Source organism: Brevundimonas sp. SH203, from assembly GCF_002157625.1.
GTDB lineage: Bacteria > Pseudomonadota > Alphaproteobacteria > Caulobacterales > Caulobacteraceae > Brevundimonas.
In genome coordinates this window covers 651,866-675,864 of the sequence record NZ_BDMM01000002.1, presented here as the reverse complement: position 1 = coordinate 675,864, position 23,999 = coordinate 651,866, and the positions used below count along the sequence as shown (strand labels likewise).

At 68.7% G+C, this 23,999-nt stretch carries 21 protein-coding genes; 6 read left to right on the top strand and 15 right to left on the bottom strand.

The window, feature by feature from the left end; translation table 11 throughout:
- From mreC to SH203_RS07190, 3 genes are all read right to left on the bottom strand, one after another.
- Window positions 1-1,112, bottom strand: a 1,112-nt coding sequence (gene mreC / locus SH203_RS07200; RefSeq protein ID WP_087120149.1) for a rod shape-determining protein MreC, incomplete at its 3' end; no start/stop codon positions are given.
- Between the two features lie 161 nt (window positions 1,113-1,273).
- Window positions 1,274-2,314 (bottom strand): rod shape-determining protein, encoded by a 1,041-nt coding sequence (locus tag SH203_RS07195; protein ID WP_087120148.1) that lies wholly within the window; start codon window positions 2,312-2,314, stop codon window positions 1,274-1,276.
- A gap of 292 nt (window positions 2,315-2,606) precedes the next feature.
- On the bottom strand, window positions 2,607-3,320 hold the full coding sequence (locus tag SH203_RS07190) for a TVP38/TMEM64 family protein (RefSeq protein WP_087120147.1): 714 nt from the start codon (window positions 3,318-3,320) through the stop codon (window positions 2,607-2,609).
- 122 nt (window positions 3,321-3,442) lie between these two features.
- On the opposite strand from SH203_RS07190, the gene SH203_RS07185 reads away from it, so the two are divergent.
- Complete coding sequence (locus tag SH203_RS07185; protein WP_087120211.1) at window positions 3,443-4,648, top strand: pyridoxal phosphate-dependent aminotransferase; 1,206 nt, start codon at window positions 3,443-3,445, stop codon at window positions 4,646-4,648.
- 9 nt (window positions 4,649-4,657) lie between these two features.
- Here SH203_RS07185 and SH203_RS07180 read toward each other — a convergent pair whose 3' ends face one another.
- The 8 genes from SH203_RS07180 to serS form a co-directional block, all read right to left on the bottom strand.
- Entirely contained in the window at window positions 4,658-6,337 is a 1,680-nt protein-coding gene (locus SH203_RS07180) for an ATP-binding protein (protein WP_087120146.1), read from the bottom strand.
- 34 nt (window positions 6,338-6,371) lie between these two features.
- Window positions 6,372-7,364: a protein translocase subunit SecF gene (gene secF, locus SH203_RS07175; protein WP_087120145.1), complete on the bottom strand. Its 993-nt coding sequence runs from the start codon at window positions 7,362-7,364 to the stop codon at window positions 6,372-6,374.
- Window positions 7,364-8,956 (bottom strand): protein translocase subunit SecD, encoded by a 1,593-nt coding sequence (secD, locus tag SH203_RS07170; protein ID WP_087120144.1) that lies wholly within the window; start codon window positions 8,954-8,956, stop codon window positions 7,364-7,366. Before secD ends, secF begins: the two co-directional genes overlap by 1 nt.
- 34 nt (window positions 8,957-8,990) lie before the next feature.
- Window positions 8,991-9,308 (bottom strand): preprotein translocase subunit YajC, encoded by a 318-nt coding sequence (gene yajC / locus SH203_RS07165; RefSeq protein ID WP_087120143.1) that lies wholly within the window; start codon window positions 9,306-9,308, stop codon window positions 8,991-8,993.
- Between the two features lie 105 nt (window positions 9,309-9,413).
- The gene (locus SH203_RS07160) at window positions 9,414-10,535 is read right to left on the bottom strand and encodes a M23 family metallopeptidase (protein WP_234989412.1); all 1,122 of its coding nucleotides are present in this window, start codon (window positions 10,533-10,535) and stop codon (window positions 9,414-9,416) included.
- Window positions 10,536-10,727: 192 nt separating this feature from the next.
- The gene (locus SH203_RS07155) at window positions 10,728-11,372 is read right to left on the bottom strand and encodes a protein-L-isoaspartate(D-aspartate) O-methyltransferase (RefSeq protein WP_087120142.1); all 645 of its coding nucleotides are present in this window, start codon (window positions 11,370-11,372) and stop codon (window positions 10,728-10,730) included.
- Window positions 11,369-12,163 (bottom strand): 5'/3'-nucleotidase SurE, encoded by a 795-nt coding sequence (surE, locus tag SH203_RS07150; RefSeq protein ID WP_087120141.1) that lies wholly within the window; start codon window positions 12,161-12,163, stop codon window positions 11,369-11,371. Before surE ends, SH203_RS07155 begins: the two co-directional genes overlap by 4 nt.
- Window positions 12,164-12,301: 138 nt before the next feature.
- Complete coding sequence (serS, locus tag SH203_RS07145) at window positions 12,302-13,735, bottom strand: serine--tRNA ligase (protein ID WP_087120140.1); 1,434 nt, start codon at window positions 13,733-13,735, stop codon at window positions 12,302-12,304.
- 814 nt (window positions 13,736-14,549) lie between these two features.
- On the opposite strand from serS, the gene SH203_RS07140 reads away from it, so the two are divergent.
- The gene (locus tag SH203_RS07140; protein ID WP_087120139.1) at window positions 14,550-16,334 is read left to right on the top strand and encodes a patatin-like phospholipase family protein; all 1,785 of its coding nucleotides are present in this window, start codon (window positions 14,550-14,552) and stop codon (window positions 16,332-16,334) included.
- Here the strand turns inward: SH203_RS07140 and SH203_RS07135 are convergent.
- From SH203_RS07135 to SH203_RS07120, 4 genes are read right to left on the bottom strand one after another with little or no spacing between them, the layout of a single operon-like run.
- Window positions 16,282-16,974: an LrgB family protein gene (locus SH203_RS07135; RefSeq protein WP_087120138.1), complete on the bottom strand. Its 693-nt coding sequence runs from the start codon at window positions 16,972-16,974 to the stop codon at window positions 16,282-16,284. The genes SH203_RS07140 and SH203_RS07135 overlap by 53 nt on opposite strands.
- A complete protein-coding gene (locus SH203_RS07130) occupies window positions 16,971-17,360 on the bottom strand; it encodes a CidA/LrgA family protein (protein ID WP_234989411.1) in 390 nt (129 codons plus the stop codon). Before SH203_RS07130 ends, SH203_RS07135 begins: the two co-directional genes overlap by 4 nt.
- 15 nt (window positions 17,361-17,375) lie before the next feature.
- Window positions 17,376-19,181 (bottom strand): aminopeptidase P family protein, encoded by a 1,806-nt coding sequence (locus SH203_RS07125; RefSeq protein WP_087120137.1) that lies wholly within the window; start codon window positions 19,179-19,181, stop codon window positions 17,376-17,378.
- Window positions 19,182-19,190: 9 nt separating this feature from the next.
- The gene (locus SH203_RS07120) at window positions 19,191-20,054 is read right to left on the bottom strand and encodes a 50S ribosomal protein L11 methyltransferase (RefSeq protein WP_087120136.1); all 864 of its coding nucleotides are present in this window, start codon (window positions 20,052-20,054) and stop codon (window positions 19,191-19,193) included.
- A 94-nt stretch (window positions 20,055-20,148) separates the two neighbouring features.
- Here SH203_RS07120 and SH203_RS07110 point away from each other — a divergent pair, with 94 nt between their 5' ends.
- The 4 genes from SH203_RS07110 to SH203_RS07095 all read left to right on the top strand — a co-directional run bounded on the left by SH203_RS07110 (window position 20,149) and on the right by SH203_RS07095 (window position 23,990).
- Window positions 20,149-20,796, top strand: a complete 648-nt coding sequence (locus tag SH203_RS07110) for a transcriptional regulator (RefSeq protein ID WP_143275695.1) — start codon at window positions 20,149-20,151, stop codon at window positions 20,794-20,796.
- A 93-nt stretch (window positions 20,797-20,889) separates the two neighbouring features.
- The gene (locus tag SH203_RS07105) at window positions 20,890-21,072 is read left to right on the top strand and encodes a DUF3606 domain-containing protein (RefSeq protein ID WP_087120133.1); all 183 of its coding nucleotides are present in this window, start codon (window positions 20,890-20,892) and stop codon (window positions 21,070-21,072) included.
- Window positions 21,073-21,246: 174 nt separating this feature from the next.
- A complete protein-coding gene (locus tag SH203_RS07100) occupies window positions 21,247-22,812 on the top strand; it encodes a DEAD/DEAH box helicase (RefSeq protein ID WP_087120132.1) in 1,566 nt (521 codons plus the stop codon).
- Between the two features lie 116 nt (window positions 22,813-22,928).
- On the top strand, window positions 22,929-23,990 hold the full coding sequence (locus SH203_RS07095) for a GGDEF domain-containing protein (protein ID WP_087120131.1): 1,062 nt from the start codon (window positions 22,929-22,931) through the stop codon (window positions 23,988-23,990).
- Window positions 23,991-23,999 lie beyond the last annotated feature (9 nt).

Here is a 23,999-nt window from a genome sequence, read left to right as displayed (position 1 = left end):
GTGCGCGCGGCGGGACGGGCCGCTGCGGTCGTCGGACGGGTCGTGGCGGCGGCCGGCGGCGCGGCCGCAGGCGTCGCCGCCCTCGCCCGCTCGGCCTGTTGCTGGGCCTGTTGCTGGGCCTGTTGCTGGGCCTGGGCCTGTTGAGCCTGCTGAGCCGCCTGACGACGCGCGGCGGCGTCGCGAATGGCGCCCAGTTCGGTCGCGTTCGGCTCGGGCGCCGTGGTCAGGCCCGCCAGCGCCGGCGCGTTCAACGCCTCGGGGCTGACCAGCTGGCCGAAGCTCTGGAACAGCAGCACCTTCACATAGTCGATGGCGCCGTGGTCGCTGAACAGCTTGACCCGCCAGGCGCCGTCCACGCCCTTGGCCGCCACGCCGATCGGCAGGCCGCGCGGCAGACCGCCGCCGTCGCCGGAACTCAGGATGCGGTCGCCGGCCTGCACCGCCCCCGCCCCGCGAATGAACTCCAGGCGCGGGCTGTCGCCGCCGTCGCCGGTCAGCATGGCGCGCGCATCGGTGCGCTCGATCATGACCGGAGTGCGCGACGCCACGTCGTTCAGCAACACCATACGGCTGACGCGCGGGGTGACGCCGGTGATCCGCCCGACCAGGCCGTGTTCGCTGACGACCGGATTGCCGATCCGCACGCCTTGGGCCGAGCCGACGTCCAGCAGTTTGGCGCGATTGAACGGCCCGCGCGCGTCCGAAATCACCCGCGCCGTCGCCATCGGCACCGCCGGTTCGACCCGCAGGCCCAGCATGGCCTCATAGCGGCTGTTGATGTTCTTCAGCACGATCGCCTGATCGCGCCATTCGCGCAGTTCGGCGTTTTCGGCCCTCAGCCGCCGGTTCTCGCCGATGGCGAAGAAATAGCCGCCGATATAGTCGCGCACGCCGCCGGCCCAGCGCACGGGCGCGGCCAGAACGCCGCCCACCGGCCCGGCCGCCGTCTCGAACCCGCCGCGCGCCGCGCCCATGCTGGAGCCGCCCTCGGCCGTCGGCCGGTCGCCCAGCAGCAACACCACGGCCCCGACGATGGCCACGACAGCGACCACCGCGGCGGTCCACGCCAGCGGCACCTTGATGTTCTCAAAAGGTCCGTCGCGAAACGCCACGGGCGACCTTTCACTCAAAAGGATTGGAATCGGCGGGACGCCTCCCGCCGCACGTCCTGCCTATCGCAAAATCAAGGCCGGAATGAAACCGTGATCGTGCAGGCGGGCAAAGGATTCGCGGCCAAGCTTTCGCCCGGCCGCGCAAGAGGTCGACGGCGCGATCAGAGCGCGGAGTCGAGCACGCCCTTCATCCAGCGCGGATGTTCCAGCACGCGGCCGCAGCCGATGGCCACGCACGACAGCGGATCGTCCGCCACCGAGACCGGCAGGCCGGTGTGATCGCGGATCTCGACGTCCAGGCCGCGCAGCAGCGCCCCGCCGCCCGTCAGCATGATGCCCTTGTCGGCGATGTCGGCCGCCAGTTCCGGCGGCGTGGCTTCCAGCGCGACCTTCACGGCCTCGACGATCTGCGTCACCGGCTCGGCCAGGGCTTCGGCGGCCTGGCGTTCGGACACGCGGACCTCGCGCGGCACGCCCTGCATCAGGTCGCGGCCCTTGACCTCGATCGACAGGCCTTCGCCGTCGGCGGGGATGCGGGCGGTGCCGATGTCCTTCTTGATGCGCTCGGCGGTCGTTTCGCCGATCAGCAGATTATGGTTGCGGCGCATATAGCTGATCAGGGCGTCGTCCATCATGTCGCCGCCGACGCGGACCGAACGCGAATAAACGATGCCCGACAGCGACAGGACGGCCACTTCCGTCGTGCCGCCGCCGATGTCGACGACCATCGAGCCGGTCGGCTCGTGGATAGGCAGGCCGGCGCCGATCGCGGCGGCCATCGGCTCGTCGATCAGGCCCACGCGGCGGGCCGAGGCGTTCAGGCAGCTGTCGTTGATCGCGCGGCGCTCGACCGCCGTGGCGCCGGACGGCACGCAGACGATGATCTTGGGGTTCACGAAACCCTTGCGATTATGCACCTTGCGGATGAAGTGCTTGATCATCTCTTCGGCGACTTCGAAGTCGGCGATGACGCCGTCGCGCATCGGGCGGATGGCTTCCATGTGGCCCGGCGTGCGGCCCAGCATCTGCTTGGCTTCGATGCCCACGGCGTGAACCACCTTGCGGCCGCCGACATTTCTCAGCGCCACGACCGACGGCTCGTTCAGGACGATGCCCTTGCCCTTCATGTAGATCAGGGTGTTGGCGGTGCCCAGGTCCATCGCGATGTCGTTCGAGATCGCGCCGAAAAGGGAAAAACTCATGGGAATCGATACCGTTGTTAGCTGGCCAGGGCGTCTTCAGTGTTCGCAGTCGACCTGGCGACGCCCCAACTGCCTCGACATCCCCACGCCGGACAGTTCCTGATCGTCTTCGCCACGCCTACCGCCGGCGGGTTTGCCTGTATGAAACCGGGAATACAAGCCCCGATGACAGTCTCGTCATTACAGAACCGCACATGCGCGCCGCAGCGTGGGGATTACCGGGCCGCAGCGCCTCCCGGATCGTCAGACGGCGGACGGTCCCTCGCGCTGCACCATCGGGCGGGCCATCGGTTCAGTCTCCCTTGGCGGCTTCGCGCCGTTTGACCACTTCTCGCACCAACAGCATCAGCACCAGCCAGGCCAGGGCCACGCCCGCCAGTATGGCCGACGTCCAGACGCCGTCGCCGCTGACCGCCGTCATGAACGATCCGCCGAAGAAGGCCACCAGGGCGGTCTTGGGCAGAACCCCCAGGGCGCAACCAGCCAGAAAGCCCGGGAACGACGCCCGCGCCGCGCCGAACGCCATGTTCACGACGATGAAGGGCGCGGACGGCACGTTGCGGATCATGAAGCTGGCGTAGAAGGCGTTCTTGCCCACGAACCGCGTCAGCCGCCCGACCGTCTTGCCGCCGTGCCGCTCCAGCAGCCGCGCCGTCGGCCCGCGCCCCAGCCAATAGGTGACGCCCGCCGACACCACGGTCGCGATCCAGCTGTAGAGGAATCCGAACCACGGCCCGAACGCCACGACGCAGGCGGCGATCAGGATGAACTGCGGCGCGCCGAAGAAGGCCGAGACGGTGAAGACCACGATGGCGGCGACCAGCCCCCACGGCCCATGCCGGAACCCGGCCAGCCAGGCTTCCAACTGATCCTCGGCTTCCAGCCCCAGCTGGCTCTTGCCCACCGCGAACAGGGCCGCCATCGCGCCCAGCAGCAAGGCCGTCGCCAGCACCGCCCGCCAGCGGCGCGCCTCCATGTTCGACAGAAAATCGACGATCCAGCGCATCAGAGCCGCCGCTTATCACCCGTTGTCGGCATTAGCGAGCGTCAGCGCATTGTCCCGCGCGGCGACGGCGCGTAAACAACCCCGCCTCCCCGGCATGAATCTTTCAAATCGACGGGATTATGATGTCCAGCCTGCAATCTTCCGCCCTCGCCCGCGTCAAGCCTTCGGCCACCATCGCCGTGACCGCCCAGGCCCGGAAGCTCAAAGCGGAAGGTCGCGACGTGATCGGCCTTGGGGCCGGCGAACCGGACTTCGACACCCCCGACAACGTCAAACAGGCCGCCATCGACGCGATCAATCGCGGCGAGACGAAATACACCGACGCCGACGGCATGCCCGAGCTGAAGGCCGCCATCGTCGCCAAGTTCAAGCGCGAGAACGGCCTGGACTATACGACGGCCCAGATCCACGTCGCGCCGGGCGGCAAGCCTGTCATCTTCAACGCCCTGGTCGCCACCCTGAACCCTGGCGACGAGGTCATCGTGCCCGCCCCCTACTGGGTCAGCTATCCCGACATGGTGCTGCTGGCGGGCGGCGAGCCCGTCACCGTGGTCGGCGAGGAGAAGGACGGCTTCAAGCTGCTGCCCGCCGTGCTTGAGGCGGCGATCACGCCCAAGACCCGCTGGCTGATCCTGAACAGCCCGTCCAACCCCACCGGCGCCGCCTACACCCGCGCCGAACTGGAAGCCCTGGCCGAGGTGCTGCGTCGCCATCCCCACGTCTGGGTGCTGACCGACGACATGTACGAGCATCTGGTCTATGGCGACTTCGAATACACCACCATCGCCCAGGTCGCGCCGGACCTGATCGACCGCACCCTGACGGTCAACGGCGTGTCCAAGGCCTACGCCATGACCGGCTGGCGCATCGGCTACGCCGGCGGCCCCAAGGCGCTGATCGACCTGATGCGCAAGGTCGCCAGCCAGACCACCTCCAACCCCGCCAGCATCAGCCAGTGGGCGGCGGTCGAGGCGCTGAACGGGCCGCAGGACTTCATGGCCGAACGCAAGGCGGCCTTCGAAAAGCGTCGCGATCTGGTCGTGTCGATGCTGAACCAGGCGTCGGGCGTCACCTGCGCCACGCCGGAGGGCGCCTTCTACGTCTATCCGTCCATCGCCGGCCTGATCGGCAAGACGACCGAGGGCGGCGTGGTCATCGACGGGGATTCCACCTTCGCCGCCGAACTGCTGAACGCCGAGGGCGTGGCCGTGGTCCAGGGCGAGGCTTTCGGCCTCAGCCCCTATTTCCGCATCAGCTACGCCACTTCGGACGCGGTGCTGGAAGAGGCCTGCGCCCGCATCCAGCGTTTCACCGCCTCGCTGCGCTGAGTTAAGCCGTCAGGCCGTCGCGGGTCCGAAATCGGACGTGCGGCGGCCGGGCCCCTTGCGCGGTCCCTGACGCAGGGCCGTCTGAACGCGGTCGATCAGTTCGCTGCGACGATAGGGCTTGCCCAGCACGTCCATCGCCTCCGCCTGCGGCCCGTCCAGCGCCATCTGGTCGTTATAGCCCGTGGTCATCAGGATCGCGGCCGTCTCGCTGCGCTCCCGGATCTGTCCGGCGAACACCAGGCCGTTCATGCCCCCGGGCATGACGACGTCGGTGAACACCAGATCGAACGGATTGTCTTCCGCCAGCGCCGTCTCGAACAGCTCCAGCCCCTCTTCCCCGCTCAGCGCCACGGCGACCTCGTAGCCGGTCTCGACCAGCGTATCGCGCGCCAGGGAGGCGATCTCGGCGTTGTCGTCCACCACCAGGATTCTCGGCGGCGCATCGTCGTCCACCGCATCGGGCCGGAACCGCGACAACGGGGCGTCGCCCTGACCATCGGCCGCCGCCGCGACGGGGAAGATCATCCGCACCTTGGTCCCGTCGCCCGGCCGGGATTCGATCTCCAGCCGGCCGCCCGACTGCTGGGTGAAGCCGTGGGCCATGGCCAGGCCCAGCCCCGTGCCCTGCCCCGTCGGTTTGGTGGTGAAGAAGGGTTCGGTGGCGCGCGCCAGGACGTGCTGGGGCATCCCCTCGCCGTCGTCCGAAACGGTCAGCGTCACATAGTCGCCGGGCGTCAGGTCGCGCGAGGCGGCGTCGCCGTTCAGCGTCAGGGTCTCGGTGCTGACCGTCACCGCCCCGCCGTGTCCAGAGGCGTCGCGCGCGTTCACCAGCACGTTCAGCAGCGCCATCTCCAGATGAACCGGGTCCACCATGACGCGCGGCAGGCGCCGGCGCAGATGCAGCGACAGGTCGATCTTGGACCCCACGGCGCTGTCCAGCAGGTCGGAGATGGAGCTGACCAGTTCGGTCATGTCCACGCCCTTGGGCTCCAGACGGCTGCGGCGCGCGAAGGCCAGCAGCTGTTGCGTCAGCTTGGCCCCGCGGTCGGCGGCGGTCGAGGCCACGGTCACGAACCGCTTGACCCGTTCCACATCGTCGGGCGCGGCCGAAATCCGCTCCAGACTGCCGCCCACCACCTGCAACAGGTTGTTGAAGTCGTGCGCCAGACCGGCGGTCAGCTGGCCGATGGCCTCCATCTTCTGGGCCTGGCGCGACACCTGCTCGCTTTCGCGGCGGCGCGTCACGTCCAGCTGGCTGGCGAAGAAATAGAGCAGTTCGCCCTTCTCGTCGAAGATCGGCCCCATGAAGACCGCGTTCCAGAACGGGCTGCCGTCCCGGCGATAGTTCAGGATCTCGACCGCGATGGCGCGCTTGGCCGCGACTGCCTCGCGCAGTTCCCGCACCGTCTCGCGATCCGTCTGCGCGCCCTGCAGGAAGCGGCAGTTGCGCCCCTTGACCTCCGCCTCCTCGTAACCCGTCAGGTCCAGGAAGGCGTTGTTGGCGAAGGCGATGGGATTGTCGGGCTGACGCGGGTCCGAAATGATCATCGGCATCCGCGTCATCTGGATCGCGGCGAAGAAGACGTCGCTCTGGTCGGCGAATCCCGGCTCGCTGATCGTGCTTTGGCGCCAGTGGCTGAGATGCTTGCCCTCGCTCTCGCCTATCGTGTCCTTGCCTTTGTCGGTCATGAACGGATCAACGCGGTCAGAGGGCCAGGGTTCGTCACGGTCGGCTGGCCATGCCCAGCTTGATCGGCTTGGCGTCGTCCGACGCCCCGCCCCCGCGCCGCACGCCCCACAGCAGGATGATCGGCGCGCCGACATAGATCGACGAATAGGTGCCGATCACGATGCCGAACATCAGGGCGACCGAGAAGCCGAACAGGGCCTCGCCGCCGAAGATGGCCAGGGCCGCCAGCACCATGACGGCGGTGACGCCGGTGATGATGGTCCGCGACAGGGTCTCGTTCAGCGACAGGTCGATCACGTCGCGCAAAGGCATGGTCTTGTATTTCCGCAGGTTCTCGCGAAGGCGGTCGAATACGACGACGGTGTCGTTCATCGAATAGCCGATCACGGTCAGGACGGCGGCGACCATGTTCAGGCTGAACTCCAGCTTGAACAGCACGATCAGCCCGAACGTCAGGATCACGTCGTGCAGCAGGCCGACCACGGCGCCGAAGCCGAACTGCGGTTCGAACCGGAACCAGATGTAGAGGAACATCAGGCCGATCGCGACGCCCAGCGCCAACAGGCCCGAGGTGAAAAGTTCGCCCGACACCTTGGAGCCGACGACGCTGACGCCCGAATAGTTGACCTGGCCCACGGCCTTGCTGATCGCGCCCTCGACCTGCTGGACCACCTGGGTCTGGTCGCGGCCCTCCGGCACCTGGAAGCGCAGGATGGCGGTCGATCCGTCATCGACGTTGGTGTCGCGCCGGGCGATGCCCTGCACCTGCACGTCGCCCAGGTTCAGGCCGTTCACGGCCTCGCGCACGCGATCCAGCTGGATTTCCTGACCGGCGGGCTTGGACACTTCCATCGAGGCGCCGCCCCGGAAGTCGATGCCCATGTTCAGGCCCGGCACGAAACAGGCCACGATCGAGGCCACGCACAGGAGGATTGAGACAACGCCGGCCGCGCGCGAATATTTGACGAAATGGAAATTCGTCTTCTGCGGCAGCAGCTTGATAAGGGGCCATCCACGCATCGCCATCACTCCGCGATCGGCAGTTTTTTGGGCTTGGCCTTCTTGAGCCAGTAGCCGAGCAGGACCTGGGCGACCAGGACCGAGGAGAAGACCGAGGTGAAGACGCCGATGGTCAGGGTCCAGGCGAAGCCGCGCACCGGCCCCTCCCCGAACACGAACATGATGCCGGCGGCGACCAGGGTGGTCAGGTTGGCGTCGATGATGGTGCCCATGGCCTTGTTGAAGCCGGCGTCCATCGAGGCGATCACGCTGCGGCCCGACCGGGCCTCGTCGCGCATCCGCTCGTAGATCAGCACATTGGCGTCCACGGCCACGGCGAAGGTCAGGATCAGACCCGCGATGCCCGGCAGCGTCAGCGTCGCCTGCGTCAGCGACATGGCCGCCACGATCAGCACGCCGTTCAGCACCAGGCCGACCACGGACACGCCGCCGAACAGCAGGCCGTAGGCCAGGATCATGAACATCACGATGATGGCGAAACCGACGGCGGTCGACAGGGCGCCGGCGGCGACCGCATCTGCGCCCAGTTCGGCGGTGACGGTGCGGCGCTCCTCCACGTTCAGCGGCGCCGGCAGGGCGCCCCCGTTCAGCAGATTCACCAGGGTCGAGGCTTCTTGGATCGAGAAGTTGCCGGTGATCTGGCCCGAACCCGAGGTGATCGCGCTCTGGATCGTCGGGGCCGAGATGACCTTGCCGTCCAGGATGATGGCGAAGGGCTTTTGCAGGTTGGCGGCCGTCGCCTCGCCGAATCGGCGCGCGCCGGCGCCGTCGAAGCGGAAGTCGATGGCTGGGCGGCCGCTCTGATCCGAACCGACGCCCGCGCGGGTCAGGTTCTCGCCCGACACCAGGACGCGCTTCTTGACCAGATAGGGGGTGCCGTCCTCGCCTTGCAGCAGTTCGGAATCCGGCGGCACGCGGCCGGCCAGGGCGTCGTTCACCGAGTTTTCGACGTCCACCATCTGGAAGGTCAGCTGCGCCGTCTGGCCGATGACCTCCTCCAGCTTGGACGGATCGCTCTCGCCCGGCGCCTGGACCACGATCCGGTCGGCGCCCTGACGGGTGATGGAGGGTTCGCGCGTGCCCAGGCTGTCGATCCGGCGGCGCACCACCTCGATCGACTGATCCACGGCCGTCGCGCCCATGCCGTTCAGCGCGGCGTCGGTATAGGCGAAGCGCACGCGGCCGTCGCCCAGGCGCGTCGCCGCACGCTCGACCTGACCGCCCGGTCCCGCCTGTCCGCCCAACTGCTGCAGCGCCTTGAAGGCCGCATCGGTCTGGGCCGGATTGGCCAGGGTGGCGACCACGCCGCCGGCTTCACGCTGGAAGCCGTTGGTGGCGATGCCCGCCGCGTTCAGCGTGACCCGCACGTCCTCGATCAGGTTGGTGACGCGCTTTTCGCGCATCTTCGGCACGTCGACTTCCAGCAGCAGATACGATCCGCCCTGCAGGTCCAGCCCCAGGTTCAGCGCGTTCTTCGGCAACCAGCCGGGCAGCGCCTCGCGCTGGGCCGGGCTCAACAGGTTGGGATAGGCGAGAAGGCAGCCGATGATCGCCGAGGCGACGACGAGGATGACTTTCCAGCGCGACAGCTGAATCATGAGGCGGTCCGGGTCTCAGCGATACGAGCGCGTATCAGGCCTTGGAATCGTTGGCGGCGATGGCGGTGCGGTTGCGCACCTCGGCGATCATCGACTTGACCACGCGCACATTGACGCTGGGCGCGATCTCGACATTGACCTCGGCGTCCTCGACGCGCGTCACCTTGCCGATCATGCCGCTGCCCAGGACCACGGTGTCGCCGCGCTTGACGGCGGCGATGGCGGTCGCATGTTCCTTGGCGCGCTTCTGCTGCGGACGGATCAGCAGGAAGTAGAACAGGATGAAGATGCCGATGATGGGCGCGAAGCCGATCAGTTGCGCCATCAAGCCGCCGTCAGCCGCTCCGCCCATGGGTAGTCTCCGAATACGAAAAAGGGCGGCCCTCGTCGGCGCCCCCATTAAAACGAGGCGCGGAACCTAGGGCTGGTCCCTGAAGAATGCAACGCGGCTAAAACGTCAGCGCGGCAATACGGTCAGGGGATCGACCGCCACGGGGTCGTCGCCGCGCATCTGGCGCGTCTCGAAGTGGATCGAAGGGCGGCCGTCGCCGGCGGTCAGGCCCACGGTGCCGATCTGCTGGCCCGCGCGCACGTCGTCGCCGTCCTTCACCGTCGCCGAGCCCAGATGGCCATAGACGGTGCGCCAGCCGTTGGCGTGGACGACCAGCACCGTCAGCCCCTGGCCGACCAGGTCGCTGCCGACATAGGCCACCCGTCCCGGCGCCGAGGCGCTGACCGCCGCCCCGGCCGAGGCGCCGATGTTGATGCCGTTGTTGCGCTCGCCCATGCCGACGGGACCGAAGCGGCGCACGATGTCGCCCCGCACAGGCCACAGCAGGTTCGGCTGGCCCGTCGCCACGGCGGACCCGCCAGCCTGCGTTCCGGCCTGGGTGACAGGCGCGGGCGTCGGCCGCGTCTGCACCGGCAGGGCCGCATTGCCCGAACGCGGCGGCGGGGGCGGCGGAATCACGCCGTTGTTGGGCACCAGAACCCCGACGGGCGAGGCGCCGGTCGCATAGGGGTCGTGGCCCGTATCCACCGCCGCCTCGGGCAGGATGATTCGCTGGCCGCTGGTGATCGCGCCGCGCGGCCCCAGGCCGTTCAGGTCGATCAGGGTCTGCACCGGCGTCTGGAACCGCCGCCCGACGCCCGAGATCGTATCGCCCGGCTGGATCACATAGGCCGCGCCGGGCCGCGTCGAACCCGACGGAGCTGCAGCCGGGGACTGATAGGCGGGTGTCTGCGACGCGGGCGGTTGAGCGGCGGGCGGCGTATAGGTCGGCTGGGTGGGCGTCACCGTCACCGGCGGCGGCAGGGCCCCGCCCTCCACCTGACCGATGGGCGCCGTCGCCGGCGGCGGCGATTCATAGGGCGCGGGGCGACTGGGCTGGGTCTGCGCCCCGCCGGGATAGGCCGACGGCCGACCGCCTGCGGGCGGATAGGCGCCGCGATCCGGCGCCGGCGCGGGCGAGGCGTGGGTGGAGTACCGCGGCTCGGACGGATAGGTCATGCAGGCCGCCGCGCTCAGCGACGCCCCCGCGATCAACGCCGCTCTCATCCAGCCCGAAATCACCGCCACCGGCCGCTCCTCGCATGGTTAAACTCGCCCGCCCGGTGTGCCCGCTCGCGCCCCATAAGCCAACCCCGCAATCGTCGCGGAATTGGGGCACGAAGGTTAATGGAGCAGGCAAGCAGGTGAGTAGTGAGTGGTGAATCGTGATCGGTCGCCCTCTGGCTCACTACTCACCACTCACTCTTCCCGACTCACCAGTCACCCCTCCTTCGCCGTCCCCTCGACCAGAGGCACGAACCGCACTTCGGTCAGGCTTTCGCGACGGAAGGCGCCGTCGCCCTGGCCGACGTAGCGATGCAGCATCTGCACCGAGGTCCGGCCCACCGGCGCGACCAGCACCCCGTTCGGCTTCAGCTGTTTCAGCAGTTCGGTCGGCTCGGTCGGCGAGGCGGCCGTGACCATGATCCGGTCGAAAGGCGCCTGTTCGGCCCAGCCCAGTCCGCCGTCGCCGTGCTTGGTGATGACGTTCTCAATCTTCAGCGTCCGCAGCCGCGCCTCGGCCTCGATCAGCAGGCTGCGGTAGCGCTCGACCGAATAGACATAGCGCGCCAGCCGGCTCAACACCGCGCACTGGTATCCGCTGCCGGTGCCGATCTCCAGCACCCGGTGCCGCGCCTGCACGTCCAGCGCCTGGGTCATCAGGCCGACGATATAGGGCTGGCTGATCGTCTGGGCGCAATCGATCGGCAGGGCCTGATCCTCCCACGCCTGGTCCAGAAACTTCTCGTGTACGAAGACGGCCCGGTCGATGCTCTCCATCGCCTTCAGCACGCGCGGCTCCGTGACCCCCTGCTGGCGCAGCGACAGGATCAGGCGGCCGGCGCGGTCGTCGTGCAGGTTCAAGCGGCGCGATCCGTCTTCTTCGGCGGCGCCCCGCCCAGCACCTTCTTCAGGTCGTGGACGCTGGACATATGGGTCAGGTCGATGTGCAGCGGCGTGACCGAAATCCGCCCCTCGTCGATGGCCCTCAGGTCCGTGCCCTCGGCGTGTTCGCGCTTTTCGCCGCGGAAGCTCATCCAGTAATAGTCGCGCCCGCGCAGGTCGGTGCGCCGCACGGCGTGCATCTCGCCCACGTCGCGGAACCCCTGGGTCGTCACCTCGACCTGATCCACCTCTTCGGGGCGGCGGTTGGGGAAGTTCAGGTTCATCACCACGCCCGGCGCCCATTTCTGCTCCAGCAGCCGGGCGATGATGGCGGGGGCGAAGGCCTCGGCCGTCTCCCAGTGGGCCACGACCTCGTCATGGAAGCGCTCCAGGCTCTGGCTCAGGGCGATGGAGCGGATGCCGAACGCCATCCCCTGCAAGGCGCCCGCCACCGTGCCGGAATAGCTGACGTCCTCGCCGATATTGTGCCCGCGATTGACGCCCGACAGCACCAGATCGGGCTTGTCCGGCATCAGGTCGTTGACGGCCAGCACGACGCAGTCGGTCGGCGTCCCCGTCACCGCGAACCGCTTTTCGCCCAGGTTCAGCACGCGCAGCGGCTCGGTCAGGGTGATCCCCCGCCCCTTGCCCGACTGTTCGACGGCGGGCGCGCACACCCAGACGTCGTCGCTGATCGTCCGCGCGATCCGCTCCAGACAGGCCAGCCCCTCGGCCTCGATCCCGTCGTCGTTGGTCAGAAGAATCCGCACTTCAAACTCCGCTCATCCCCGCGAAGGCGGGGACCCCGTTCTGTCGCTCGGCAGTGCGTTGGATCAAGGGCGCGCGAACATCATCCGATTGTCGCCCAAAGCACTGGGTCCCCGTCTTCGCGGGGATGAGCGGAAAATTCATTGCCCGCCCACGAATTCCAGCCCGCCCATATAGGGCCGCAGCACGGCGGGCACGGCGATGCGGCCGTCCTCCTGCTGATAGGTCTCCATGATCGCCACCAGCGTCCGGCCGACCGCCAGGCCCGAGCCGTTCAGCGTATGGACGAACTCGGTCTTCTTCTCGCCGGCGCGCTTGAACCGGGCGTCCATGCGCCGCGCCTGGAAGTCGCCGCAGTTCGAGCAGCTGCTGATCTCGCGATAGGTCCCCTGGCTGGGCAGCCAGACCTCCAGGTCAAAGGTCTTCTGCGCCGAAAAGCCCATGTCGCCCTTGCACAGCAGCATCCGCCGGAACGGCAGCTCCAGCGCCTTCAGCACCGCCTCGGCGCAGCCCGTCATCCGCTCATGCTCGGCGTCGGAGTCCTCCGGCCGCGTGATCGACACCATCTCGACCTTGGAGAACTGGTGCTGACGGATCAGCCCGCGCGTGTCGCGCCCCGCCGACCCCGCCTCGGCCCGGAAGCACGGCGTCAGCGCCGTCATCCGCATCGGCGTCGCCAGTTCGTCCTCGGACAGGATCGTCTCCCGAACGAGGTTCGTCAGGGAGACTTCGGCGGTGGGGATGAGAAAGTGCTTTGCAATCTCAGGGCCTTTGTGGGCGACAGCAACCCGACGGAAGAAAGCCTTCATGGCCGCAACCTCTTGGCCCGCCTCTTTGCTTTCCCACATCGCGGCCGTCAGGGCATTGTAGTCTTCAAGCAACTTGTCGAAATCAAACGAAGTCGCCGCGAACAAATCGTCCTTGAACTTCGGCAACTGCCCGGTCCCGAACATCGCCTCGTCGCGCACCAGATAGGGCGGGTTCACTTCCAGATACCCGTGCTGATCCGTCTGCATATCCAGCATGAACTGGCCCACGGCCCGTTCCAGCCGCGCCAACTGGCCTTTCAGGACCGCGAACCGCGCGCCCGACATCTTCGCCGCCGCCTCGAAGTCCAGCAGCCCCAGCGCCTCGCCCAGGTCGGCGTGATCCTTGGCCGGGCCGCTCCGACGGGGCTCGCCCCAGGTCGAAACCTCGACATTGCCCGCCTCGTCCTCGCCGTCCGGCACGTCCTCGGCCGCCAGGTTCTTCTGGGCCGCCAGCAGGTCGCGCAATTCCTTGCCGACGCGCGCCTCGACCTCGGCCGCCGCCGCGATGTCGCCCTTCAGCGTCTCGACCTCGGCCTTGAGGCGATCCGCCTCGGCCATGTCCTTGCGCCCCATGGCGGCGCCGATCAGCTTGGAGGCCGCATTGCGCCTGGCCAGGGCGTCCTGACCCGTCGTCTGGGCGTGACGCAGTTCGGCGTCCAGCCGCAGGATGTCGGCGACCAGCCCATCCGCCTCCTCCACCCCGCGCGACGACCAGCCCGCCACGTAAACCTGCGGGTTCTCGCGAATGGCTCTGATGTCGTGCATGGTCTGAAACTTCGGCTGGGCGGGAGAAGCCGAACGCTCTACCCGCCCGCGCGGTCACGGGCAACGCGGGAAGCGACGCCAACACCGCCGACGAGGCAGCCAAACAACGCCCCTCTTCCCTCGGGAGAAGGACTCGCCCACCGTCTCCTCCCCCACTCATGGGGAGGGGGACCGCGAAGCGGTGGAGGGGCTCTTGAAGCCTCACTGGCGCCTGCGATGCGGCTAAGAACCCCTCCGGCTCTCCGCTCCGCTCCGAGCCACCTCCCCATGACATGGGGAGGAGACGAAGGCCCCCAACCATCACAATGCGGCTGGTGCATTCCCAGCGAATCCAACCGCTTGCCGAATTATGTCCCTCATCTCCCATCCCCCCTCCGAAACGGGCGTATTCTAAACCCGTCTCGTCGCATGGAGGGCTCGCCTGGCCTGCGACCTTGCGGCGGCGAGAGCGGAGGGAACGGGAGCGGTGGTGAAACTCCATCGCGCCGGCGGCGACTCATGGAGCGCCGTCGGAGGGTCGAGGGGGATACTCGGCCGCACTCGGGACGGGGTTTCGCAGACCCCGCCGACCCGTCGCAGGCTTATGGGGTTAGGCGATAAGACCGCCACCGCTCGACGCCCCGAGCTTGCAGGCCAACCTTCCGCGCGGAGCGTCAACACCTTCGTCGAAACGGTAACTCTGAAACCAAACTCCGGGCGAAGGCCCGGCGCTCCGCCCAGCCCTCCAACTTCGCTGCGAAAGCGCGAGGCCGCTTTCGCGTGTCCGCGTCAGACCCATTCCACCCGCCCCGGAATCTCGCCTACAACCCTTTCCATGGCCACGGTTCGTCCCGATACGCTGGCGGCGTCGCTCGCGCGCATTTTCGAAGGTCGCATGATCGACCGCGCCAGCTGGTTCGCCCTGACCGGCGGCGAGCCGCTGTTCGCCGAGGGCGAGCCGGCCGACACCCTGTATCTGCTGCGCTCGGGCCGGCTCGGCGTCTTCCGCATGGAGGCGGATCAGCCGCCGCATATGCTGGGCGTGGTCAAGGCGGGCGAGCCGGTGGGCGAAATGGCCATGCTGGCCGGCACGCCCCACACCGCCACCGTCGTCGCCCTGCGCGACAGCGAAATCCTGGCCCTGCCGCGCGAGGCCTTCTTCGAGGCCGCCCGCACCGAGCCGGACCTGATGGTCGAACTGTCGCGCCTGATGATCCGGCGCGCGCGCGAACGCTCCTCCGGCGCGTCCGAGCCCAGCGTCTTCGGCTTCGTCTCGGCCCGCCCCCGCCCCATCCGCGCCTTCGTGGAGCGGATCGGCGCGGCCATCCAGGCCATGGGCTTCACCTGCCAGGTCATCGACCAGTCGGCCCTGACCTCGGCGTCCGAATGGTTCAGCCGCGTCGAGGGCGAACACGACTACGTCCTCTATGTCGCCGAACACGATCAGCCCGCCTGGTCCAATCTGTGCGCGCGCCAGGTGGACCGGATGTTCATCGTCGGCAGCGGGCTTCTGGCGCCGCCGTCGTCCGTGCCGCGTCGTCACGGCTTCGGCGACGGGCGCCGGCTGACCGATCTGATCCTGCTGCGCGATCCCCGGATGCATCATCCGGCCAACACCCGCGTCTGGCTGGACGCGCTTCAGCCCGACCGCTGGTTCCACTGCGTCGAGGGTCTGGCGACCGACGCCGAGCGGATCGCCCGCGTCGTCACCGGCACGGCGGTCGGTCTGGTGCTGTCGGGCGGCGGGGCGCGCGCCTATTGCCACATCGGCGCGGTCAAGGCCTTGCGGGACGCCGGGGTCCCCATCGACTTCGCCGGCGGCGCCTCGATGGGCGCGGTCGTCGCCGCCGGCCCGGCCCTGGGCTGGGATCACGAGCGGCTGGATTTCGAAATCCGCCGCGCCTTCGTCGAATCCGATCCCCTGTCGGACCTCGCCGTGCCGATCATCGCCATGTCCCGCGCGCGCAAGGTCGCGGGCCTGTTGCAGCGCGCCTATGGCGACATCGACCTGGCGGACCTGGCCCTGCCCTTCTTCGCGGTGTCGTCCAACCTGACCTCGGGCCGGATCGAGGTGCATCGCACCGGCCTGATGCGCCGGGCCATGCGCGCCTCCATCGCCATTCCCGGCGTCCTGCCGCCCGTCGTCATCGACGGTCAGGTGCTGGTGGACGGCGCCGTGCTGAAGAACTTCCCCACCAGCGTCATGCGCCAGCTGAACAGCGGCCCCATCGTCGGCGTGGATATGTCCCAGACGCGCGGCGTCGATCCCCAGGCGCTGGAGAATCCGCCCTCCTGGTGGAAATGGGTGCTGTCGGGCGCCTGGAAGAGCGGCCCGCCCATCGTCTCCATCCTGATGCGGTCGGCGACCATCACCACCGACACGGAGATGGAGCAGGCCCGCGCCGACGCCGACGTCCTGGTCCTGCCTCAGGTCGCGGGCAGCGACATCCGCGACTGGAAGACCTACGACGGCCCGGTCGCCACCGGCTATGCGGCCATGACCGCCGCGCTGGAGGCCCTGCCCTGCCCGGTCCAGCGCATCCGCCGCTGCCCGCCCGCCGCGCCCGCTACAGAAGGAGCGCCAGAACCGACAGCAGCGTCGCCGTCGCCACGGCGTTGAGCGCCATCCCCAGGCTGGCGAAGGCCCCGGCGGTCGAATCGACCTGGAACGCCCGCGCCGCGCCGAACCCGTGCGCCGAGACGCCGACCGCCAGGCCCCGCGCCCGGTAATCGGTCATCTTCATGGCGTTGAACAACGGCGTCGCCGTCATCGCCCCGATCACCCCGGCGATCAGCACGATCACCGCCGCCAGGGCGGGCACTCCGCCCAACTGCTGGGCCACCGCCATGGCCACCGGCGTCGTGGTCGCCCTCGGCGCGATGGAGGCCAGGATTTCGAGCGGCGCCCCGAACAGAGCCAGCACGCCGACCGCGCTGACCACCGCCGTCACGGCGCCCGCCATCAGGGCCAGGCCGATCGGCAGGGCCAGCCGCCGGATCAGATCGCGCTGCGCCCAGACCGGAACCGCCAGCCCCACGACCGCCGGTCCCAACAGGAAGCTCAGCGCCTGCGTCCCGGACCCATAGGTCGCATAGGACGTGCGGGTCAGCAGCAGCAGGCCGATCAACACCGGCGTCGCCAGCAGGACCGGGTGGCACAGCGGATGGCGCCCGCTGCGCCGCGACATCTGGTCGGCGCCCTCGAACACCACCAGCGTCAGGGCCAGCCAGAACAGCGGCGTGGTCAGCAAATCCTTCACGACGCCGCCTCCTCGACCGCTTCCGGCTGGGGCTCGGGCGGCCCGAACCGCTTGACCGCCCAGCGGAACACCACGGCCGTCACCACCATGGTCAGCAGCGTCGACACGGCCGTCGCCGCCAGAATCCCGACGCCGTATCGCGACAGCGGCCCGCCCTCGTCGATCAACCCCACCGCCGCCGGCACGAACATGATCGACAGATGCGCCGTCAGCCAGCCCGTCACCGCCGTCAGCGTCGGCCGCTCCTTCGGCACCAGCGCCAGCCAGGCCAGCAGCAGCATCAGCCCGATGACCGCGCCCGGCAGCGGCAGGCCCGTCAGCCGATGGATCACCTCCCCGGCCAGCTGGCAGAACAGCAGCAGGGCGATGGCGCCGATCATGGTCATCGGATCAGTCCGGGATCACAGCGGCGCGCAGGCCGCCTTCAGCCACTCGCCCGCCGCGCCGTCCATCAGAGGCCTGACCTTGGCCAGGGTCTCGGCGTGATAGGCGTCGACATAGGCCCGCTCGTCCGGGGTCAACATCTCGACGGCGATCAGCCGACGGTCGATGGGGGCGAAGGTCAGCTGCTCGAACCCGTGCATGGGCCGCTCGCCGCCTTCCGGGACCACAGCCGGCGTCACCACCTGCAGCGTCTCGATGCGGATGCCCCAATGGCCCTCGCGGTAATAGCCCGGCTCGTTGGACAGGATCATCCCCTCCAGCAGCGGCTGGCTGGTGCCCCATTTGGCGATCCGCTGCGGCCCCTCGTGGACGCCCAGATAGCTGCCGACGCCGTGGCCGGTGCCGTGATCGTAATCCAGCCCCGCCGCCCACATCGGCGCCCGGGCGATGGCGTCCAGCGCCATGCCGCTGGTCCCGGCCGGGAAGCGGATGGTCGCCATGGCGACGTGCGATTTCAGGACCAGGGTGAACTTGCGCTTCTGATCCTCGGTCGGCTCGCCGATGGCCATGGTGCGGGTCACGTCGGTCGTGCCGTCCAGATACTGGCCGCCGCCGTCCACCAGCAGCAGCGAGCCCTTCTCGACCTTGCGGATCGTGGCGCCGACCGGCTTGTAATGCGGCAGGGCGCCGTTCGGCCCGGCCCCGGCGATGGTGTCGAAGCTCAGATCCTTCAGCGCGCCGGTCGCCTCGCGGAACCGTTCCAGCGTCTCGACCACCTCGCGCTCATCCGGCAGCGTCTCCTGCGCCACCGTATCGACCCAGTGCAGGAACCGGCTCAGCGCCGCCCCGTCGCGGATATGGGCCTGGCGGCTGCCCTCGATCTCGACCGCATTCTTGACGGCGCGCGGCACGGCGCAGGGGTCCATCGCCCGCACCACCGTCGCCCCCGCCTGCTCCAGCCGGTCGAAATACCAGGCCGACGACAGGGACGGGTCGATCATCACCTTGCGCCCGGCCAGGCCGTCCAGCGCCTCGCCCAGCCGCTCGGGCGCCTCCAGCTGAACCGCGTCGCCCAGCCATTCAGGCAGCGCATTCGTCACCTTGGCCGGATCGAGGAACAGCCGCGCCCGCCCGTCCGCCTTGACCACGGCCTGACCGATCGGCAGGGGCGAGCGGATCACGTCGCCGCCGCGCACATTGAACAGCCAGGCGATGGACATGGGCGCGGTCAGCACAACGGCGTCCGCGCCCGCATCGGCGGCGGCCTTGCCGATCCGCGCCCGCTTCGACGCATGGCTTTCGCCGGAATAGGCGTCCTCGTGCGGCACGACCGGCGCCGTCGGCTGGGCCGGGCGATCCGCGCCCCAGGCCAGGTCCAGCGGATTGGCGTCCACGGGCTTCAGCGTCGCCCCCGCCTTCTCGGCCGCCCCCTTGAAACCGACCAAGGCGTCGGGGCTGTGCAGACGCGGATCGTAACCGATCACCGCCCCTTTCGCCGCCGTCTCCAGATAGGCGGCGACATCGTTCAGGTCGCGCCGTTCGAACAGGGCCGGATCGGTCTGGGCCTTGACCTGCACAGTGTAGCGCCCGTCGGTGAACATGCTGGCCCGGTCCTGGAACACCACCGCAGCCCCGGCCGAGCCGGTGAAGCCCGTGGCCCAGGCCAGCCGCTCGTTGGCGTCGGGCAGATACTCGTTCTGATGCTCGTCCTCGTGCGGGATCAGAAAGCCGTCCAGCCCCTGCTTCGCCATTTCGGCACGCAGCAGCGGCAGGTGCTTGGCCCCGAAGGACGGATCGGTGGTTTCGTCGAAGGTCTGGCGCATCGTCTTTCCTCAGGCCTTGCGCAGTTGCAGCGCGCTCCAGGCGTCATGATGGATGGTCTGCTCGACCGCAAAGCCCAGCGGCAGATAGGCCTCCAGCACCCGCTCCTCCTGCGTCCGCAGCAGGCCGGACAGGATGGCGACCCCGCCCGACTTCAGCGCAGCGCCGATCTCGGGCGCCAGATGCACCAGCGGCGCGGCCAGGATGTTGGCGAACACCAGATCATAGGGCGCATGCTGCGCGATGCGCGGATCGCTCAGTCCGTCGGCGAAATAGAAGTCGCATTTGGCGTCGTTGATCTCGGCGTTCTCGTTGGCGATGCGGGCCGACGGCTCGTCGATGTCGGTGCCGACCGCGATAGGCGATCCGGTCTTGGCCGCCGCAATGGCCAGGACGCCCGTGCCGCAGCCGACGTCCAGCACCTTTTCGAACGTCTCGGTCTTCAACAGATTATCGAACGCCTCCAGGCATCCCACCGTCGTGCCGTGGTGGCCGGTGCCGAAGGCCGCGCCGGCGTCGATCTTCAGCGTGACCCGCCCTTCCGGCACCTTGCCCTGATCGTGCGCCCCATAGACGAAGAACCGCCCGGCCTCGACCGGCGGCAGGCCCGACAGCGACATGGCCAGCCAGTCGGCGTCGGCCAGCTTTTCAACCTCCACCGTCACCGCATGACCGGCCAGGACCGCCTTCAGCCCCTCGACCTCGTCGTCGGTCGTCGGGAAAGCGTCGATGCGCCAGATCTCGCGATCCTCGTCCTCCTCCAGAATGGAATAGGTCGCGCCCTCCAGTCGGGGATCGAGGTCGATGGCCTCTGCGGCGGCCTCGGCGGCGGCGCGGGGGCCGCGGGCGATTATCTGAAGAGCGGACTCGGACATTTCTCAAACACCGGTATCATGGCGAATCATTGCGGCCCGGCGCTGTGCCGGCCCGTTTGTCGCGTTCGTCTAAACCGAGGGGTCGGGGAAATACATGGCCAAAGCACCATCCGCGTCTAAACCTGCCGCCGAAAAGTCGGCGACCGCCAAACCGGCGTCCAAGAAAACCGCCGCCAAGGCCGCTGCGCCCAAGGCCGTGAAGCCGGCCGAAAAGCCCAAGGCCGCCGCGACCAAGCCCGCAGCCGCAAAGCCTGCGGCGAAGGCCGCGACCGCCAAGCCTGTGGCGGCGAAGGCCGCCGCCTCCAAGGCGGCTCCGAAGGCTGCTGCGCCGAAGCCCGCCGCAAAGGCAGCGGCTCCGAAGACCGCCGCAAAGACCGCGACGCTCAAACCCGTCGCCAAGGCGCCTGCGGCCAAGCCCGCCGCCGCAAAGCCGGCCGCCAAGGCCGCGCCCAAGGCGACCGCCAAACCCGCTGCAAAGCCCGCCGCGACCAAGGCCGCCGCACCCAAGACCACGGCGCCGAAGGCCGCCGCTGCGCCCAAAACCGAAACCAAGGCTCCCGCCGCTGTCGCACCGTCGCCCGCCCCGGCCGCCGCGCCTGCGCCCAAGCCGGTCGAGGCCGCCAAACCCGTCGAGGCCCCCAAGCCCGCGCCGGCCGCGACGCCCAAGGCCGAAGCTCCCAAGGTCGAGGAAAGCAAGGGCTTCTTCGCCAAGCTGGGCGACATGATCTTCGGCAAGCGCTGATCTCGCATTTGCAGCGAACGGGATCGCCGGGCGGATCACTCCGCCCGGCGATTTGCGTTTAGGCCCCAATAGAAACGAGACGGAGACGACCCGATGGCGGGACTGAAGGACAAACGCGGCTTCATCGACAAGGACCGGCTGGACCTGTCCGAACGTCAGGCCGTCGAATACTGGATGAAGCGCTGGGGCGTGACCAAGGACCAGATCACGGCCGCCCACCGCAAGGTCGGCCGCATGACCAAGGACATCGCCGCCGAACTGGGCAAGAAACGCTGATCGAGCCGGCCGTGTCGGGCAGCCCGCAAAAACCATGAATACTTGACTTTGACGCAGGGGCTTCTATATGCGCCCCAGCCTCGGGACAGGTCTGCGATACGCGCCGCCCGCTCGCCCACAGAGGGGCGGTTCCGTCGCTGCTATGCACGCAGACGCTTTTCTTCCCTAGGATTCATGACCGAATTTTCCCAACTGGGCCTTTCGCCCACGACCCTGAAGGCCGTCGCCGAGACGGGCTACACCACCGCCACCCCCATTCAGGAACAGGCCATTCCGGTCGCCCTGGCCGGACGCGATGTCCTGGGCATCGCCCAGACCGGCACCGGCAAGACCGCCGCCTTCACCCTGCCCCTGGTCGAGCGGCTGGCCACGGGCCGCGCCCGCGCCCGGATGCCGCGCGCCATCGTCCTGGCCCCGACCCGCGAACTGGCCGATCAGGTCGCCGAAAGCTTCGCCAAATACGCCAAGGGCACCAAGCTCAGCTGGGTGCTGCTGATCGGCGGCGTCTCCATGGGCGATCAGGTGGCCGCGCTGAACAAGGGCGTCGATGTCCTGATCGCCACCCCCGGCCGCCTTCTGGACCTGTTCGAACGCGGCAAGATGCTGCTGACGGGCGTGGAGATCATGGTCGTCGACGAAGCCGACCGGATGCTGGACATGGGCTTCATCCCCGACATCGAGCGCATCTTCAAACTGACGCCGCCGCGTCGCCAGACCCTGTTCTTCTCGGCGACCATGCCGCCCGAGATCACGCGCCTGACCACGGCCTTCCTGAAGGACCCGACCCGGATCGAGGTGTCGCGTCCGGCCCAGACCGCCGACACCATCACCCAGTATCTGGTCCGCATCCCGACCAGCGACCCCAAGGCCAAGCGCACCGCCCTGCGCGCCCTGGTCGAACGCGCCGACGTCAAGAACGGCATCGTCTTCTGCAACCGCAAGTCCGAAGTCGATATCGTCGCCAAGTCGCTGCAGAAGCACGGCTTCGACGCCGCCCCCATCCATGGCGACCTGGACCAGGCGCACCGGATGAAGACCCTGGCCGATTTCCGCGCCGGCAATCTGAAGATCCTGGTCGCCTCCGACGTCGCCGCACGCGGTCTGGACATCCCCGACGTCAGTCACGTCTTCAACTACGACGTCTCGCACCACGCCGACGACTACGTCCACCGCATCGGCCGCACGGGCCGCGCCGGACGCCTGGGCCAGGCCTTCATGATCGTCACCCCCTCCGACGACAAGTCGCTGGATAAGGTGCTCAAGCTGATCAAGAAGGACCCCGAGGAACTGGTCCTGGACGGCATCGACTTCGCCGCCATCAAGGACGGCCCGCGCCGCGACGACAAACGCTCGGGCGGCCGTGAACGATCGGGCGAACGCGGTCGCGGACGCTCGCGCAGCAGCGGCGACAGCGCCGCGCCCGCCGTCGAACAGGCCGAAGTCGCCGTCGCGACCGAGGTTCAGGACGCCGAGGCTCCCCGCAGCCGCAGCCGCCGCAAGACCCGCCCCGAGGCCAGGGCCGAGGTCGAAACGCCGGTCGTCGCCGCAGCCGCCGTCGAGACCCCCGCTTCGGTCGAGGCCCCGCGCGCCCCACGCGCCGACCGCGAACCCCAGTTGCTCCAGTCGGATCGTCGCGGCGACCGCAAGGCTGCCCGCGACGACAATCCGCGTCAGGGCGTGCGCGGTTTCGGCGACGACATCCCCGCCTTCCTGCGCCGCCCCGTGGTTGTCCGCGCCTGACCCCGTGAACGGAAACGGCGCGCAGAAAGTCCGCGCCGTTTACCCTGCATTACGGAACAGCCCTTAGTCTGCCCCTCGAAGACGTCCCCAGAACGGGGATCGGGGGAAGTTAAAGAATGTCCAAGCAGGTCGAGACGGCGCTGAGGGGCCCTGAAGCCTATGCCCTGGCGCGCAACGTCATCGCCGAGATGGAGAAGGCGGGCGTCTGGCCGACGCCGCTGAATTTCGAGCTTTGGCTGCATTACGTCAGCGATCCCGAAGGCGCCCTGGCGCGCGAGATTCGCCTGCTTCTCGATCAATCCGTCGCCATTTCCGACAAGACCGCCGAGATGCTGGCGGCGGAATTCCTGCCGCGCGGCCGCCTGCCGGACCAGATTCGCAACGTCGGCGCCGTGCTGGACCGCGAACTGGCCAGCGTCGCCAACGCCATCGCCATGGCGCACAAGACCCAGGCCGACTATGGCGAGACCCTGGCCGATGCGTCGCATACCATGGAGAACGCCGAGGACCCGTCGGCGCTGAAATCCCTGGTCGGCGGCCTGTCCACCGCGACCAAGCGCGTTCGCCGCGAGACGGCCATCCTGGAAAAGAGGCTGGAAAAGTCGAACAAGGAGATCGTCCGCCTGCGCGAAAACCTGGAACAGGTTCGCCGCGACGCCATGACGGACGCCCTGACCAACCTGGCCAACCGCAAGGCGTTCGACGAACGGCTGGAGGCCGCCTGCGCCCCCGACGACGGCTCGCCCCTGGCCCTGGCCATCCTCGACATCGACCACTTCAAGCGGTTCAACGACACTTGGGGCCACCAGACGGGCGATCAGGTGCTGCGTTACGTCTCGACCGTCCTGTCCAACATCTGCGGCAAGCACCGATTCGCGGCCCGGTTCGGCGGCGAGGAGTTCGCGATCATCTTCCCCGGCGAAAGCGCCGGCGTGGTGATGGCGGCGATGGAGAGCATCCGCAGCGAGGTCGCCTCTCGCGCCCTGCGCCGCCGCTCGACCAACGACGACCTGGGCTCCGTCACCATTTCGGCCGGTTTCGCCCTCCGTCGCAAGGGCGAGACGGCCGCCAGCCTGCTGGAACGCGCCGACGCCGCCCTCTACGATTCCAAGCGCAAGGGCCGCAACTGCATCACCGCCGCCCCCTCGGCGGATCTGGCGGCGCGACAGGTCGCCTGAAGCCCTCTG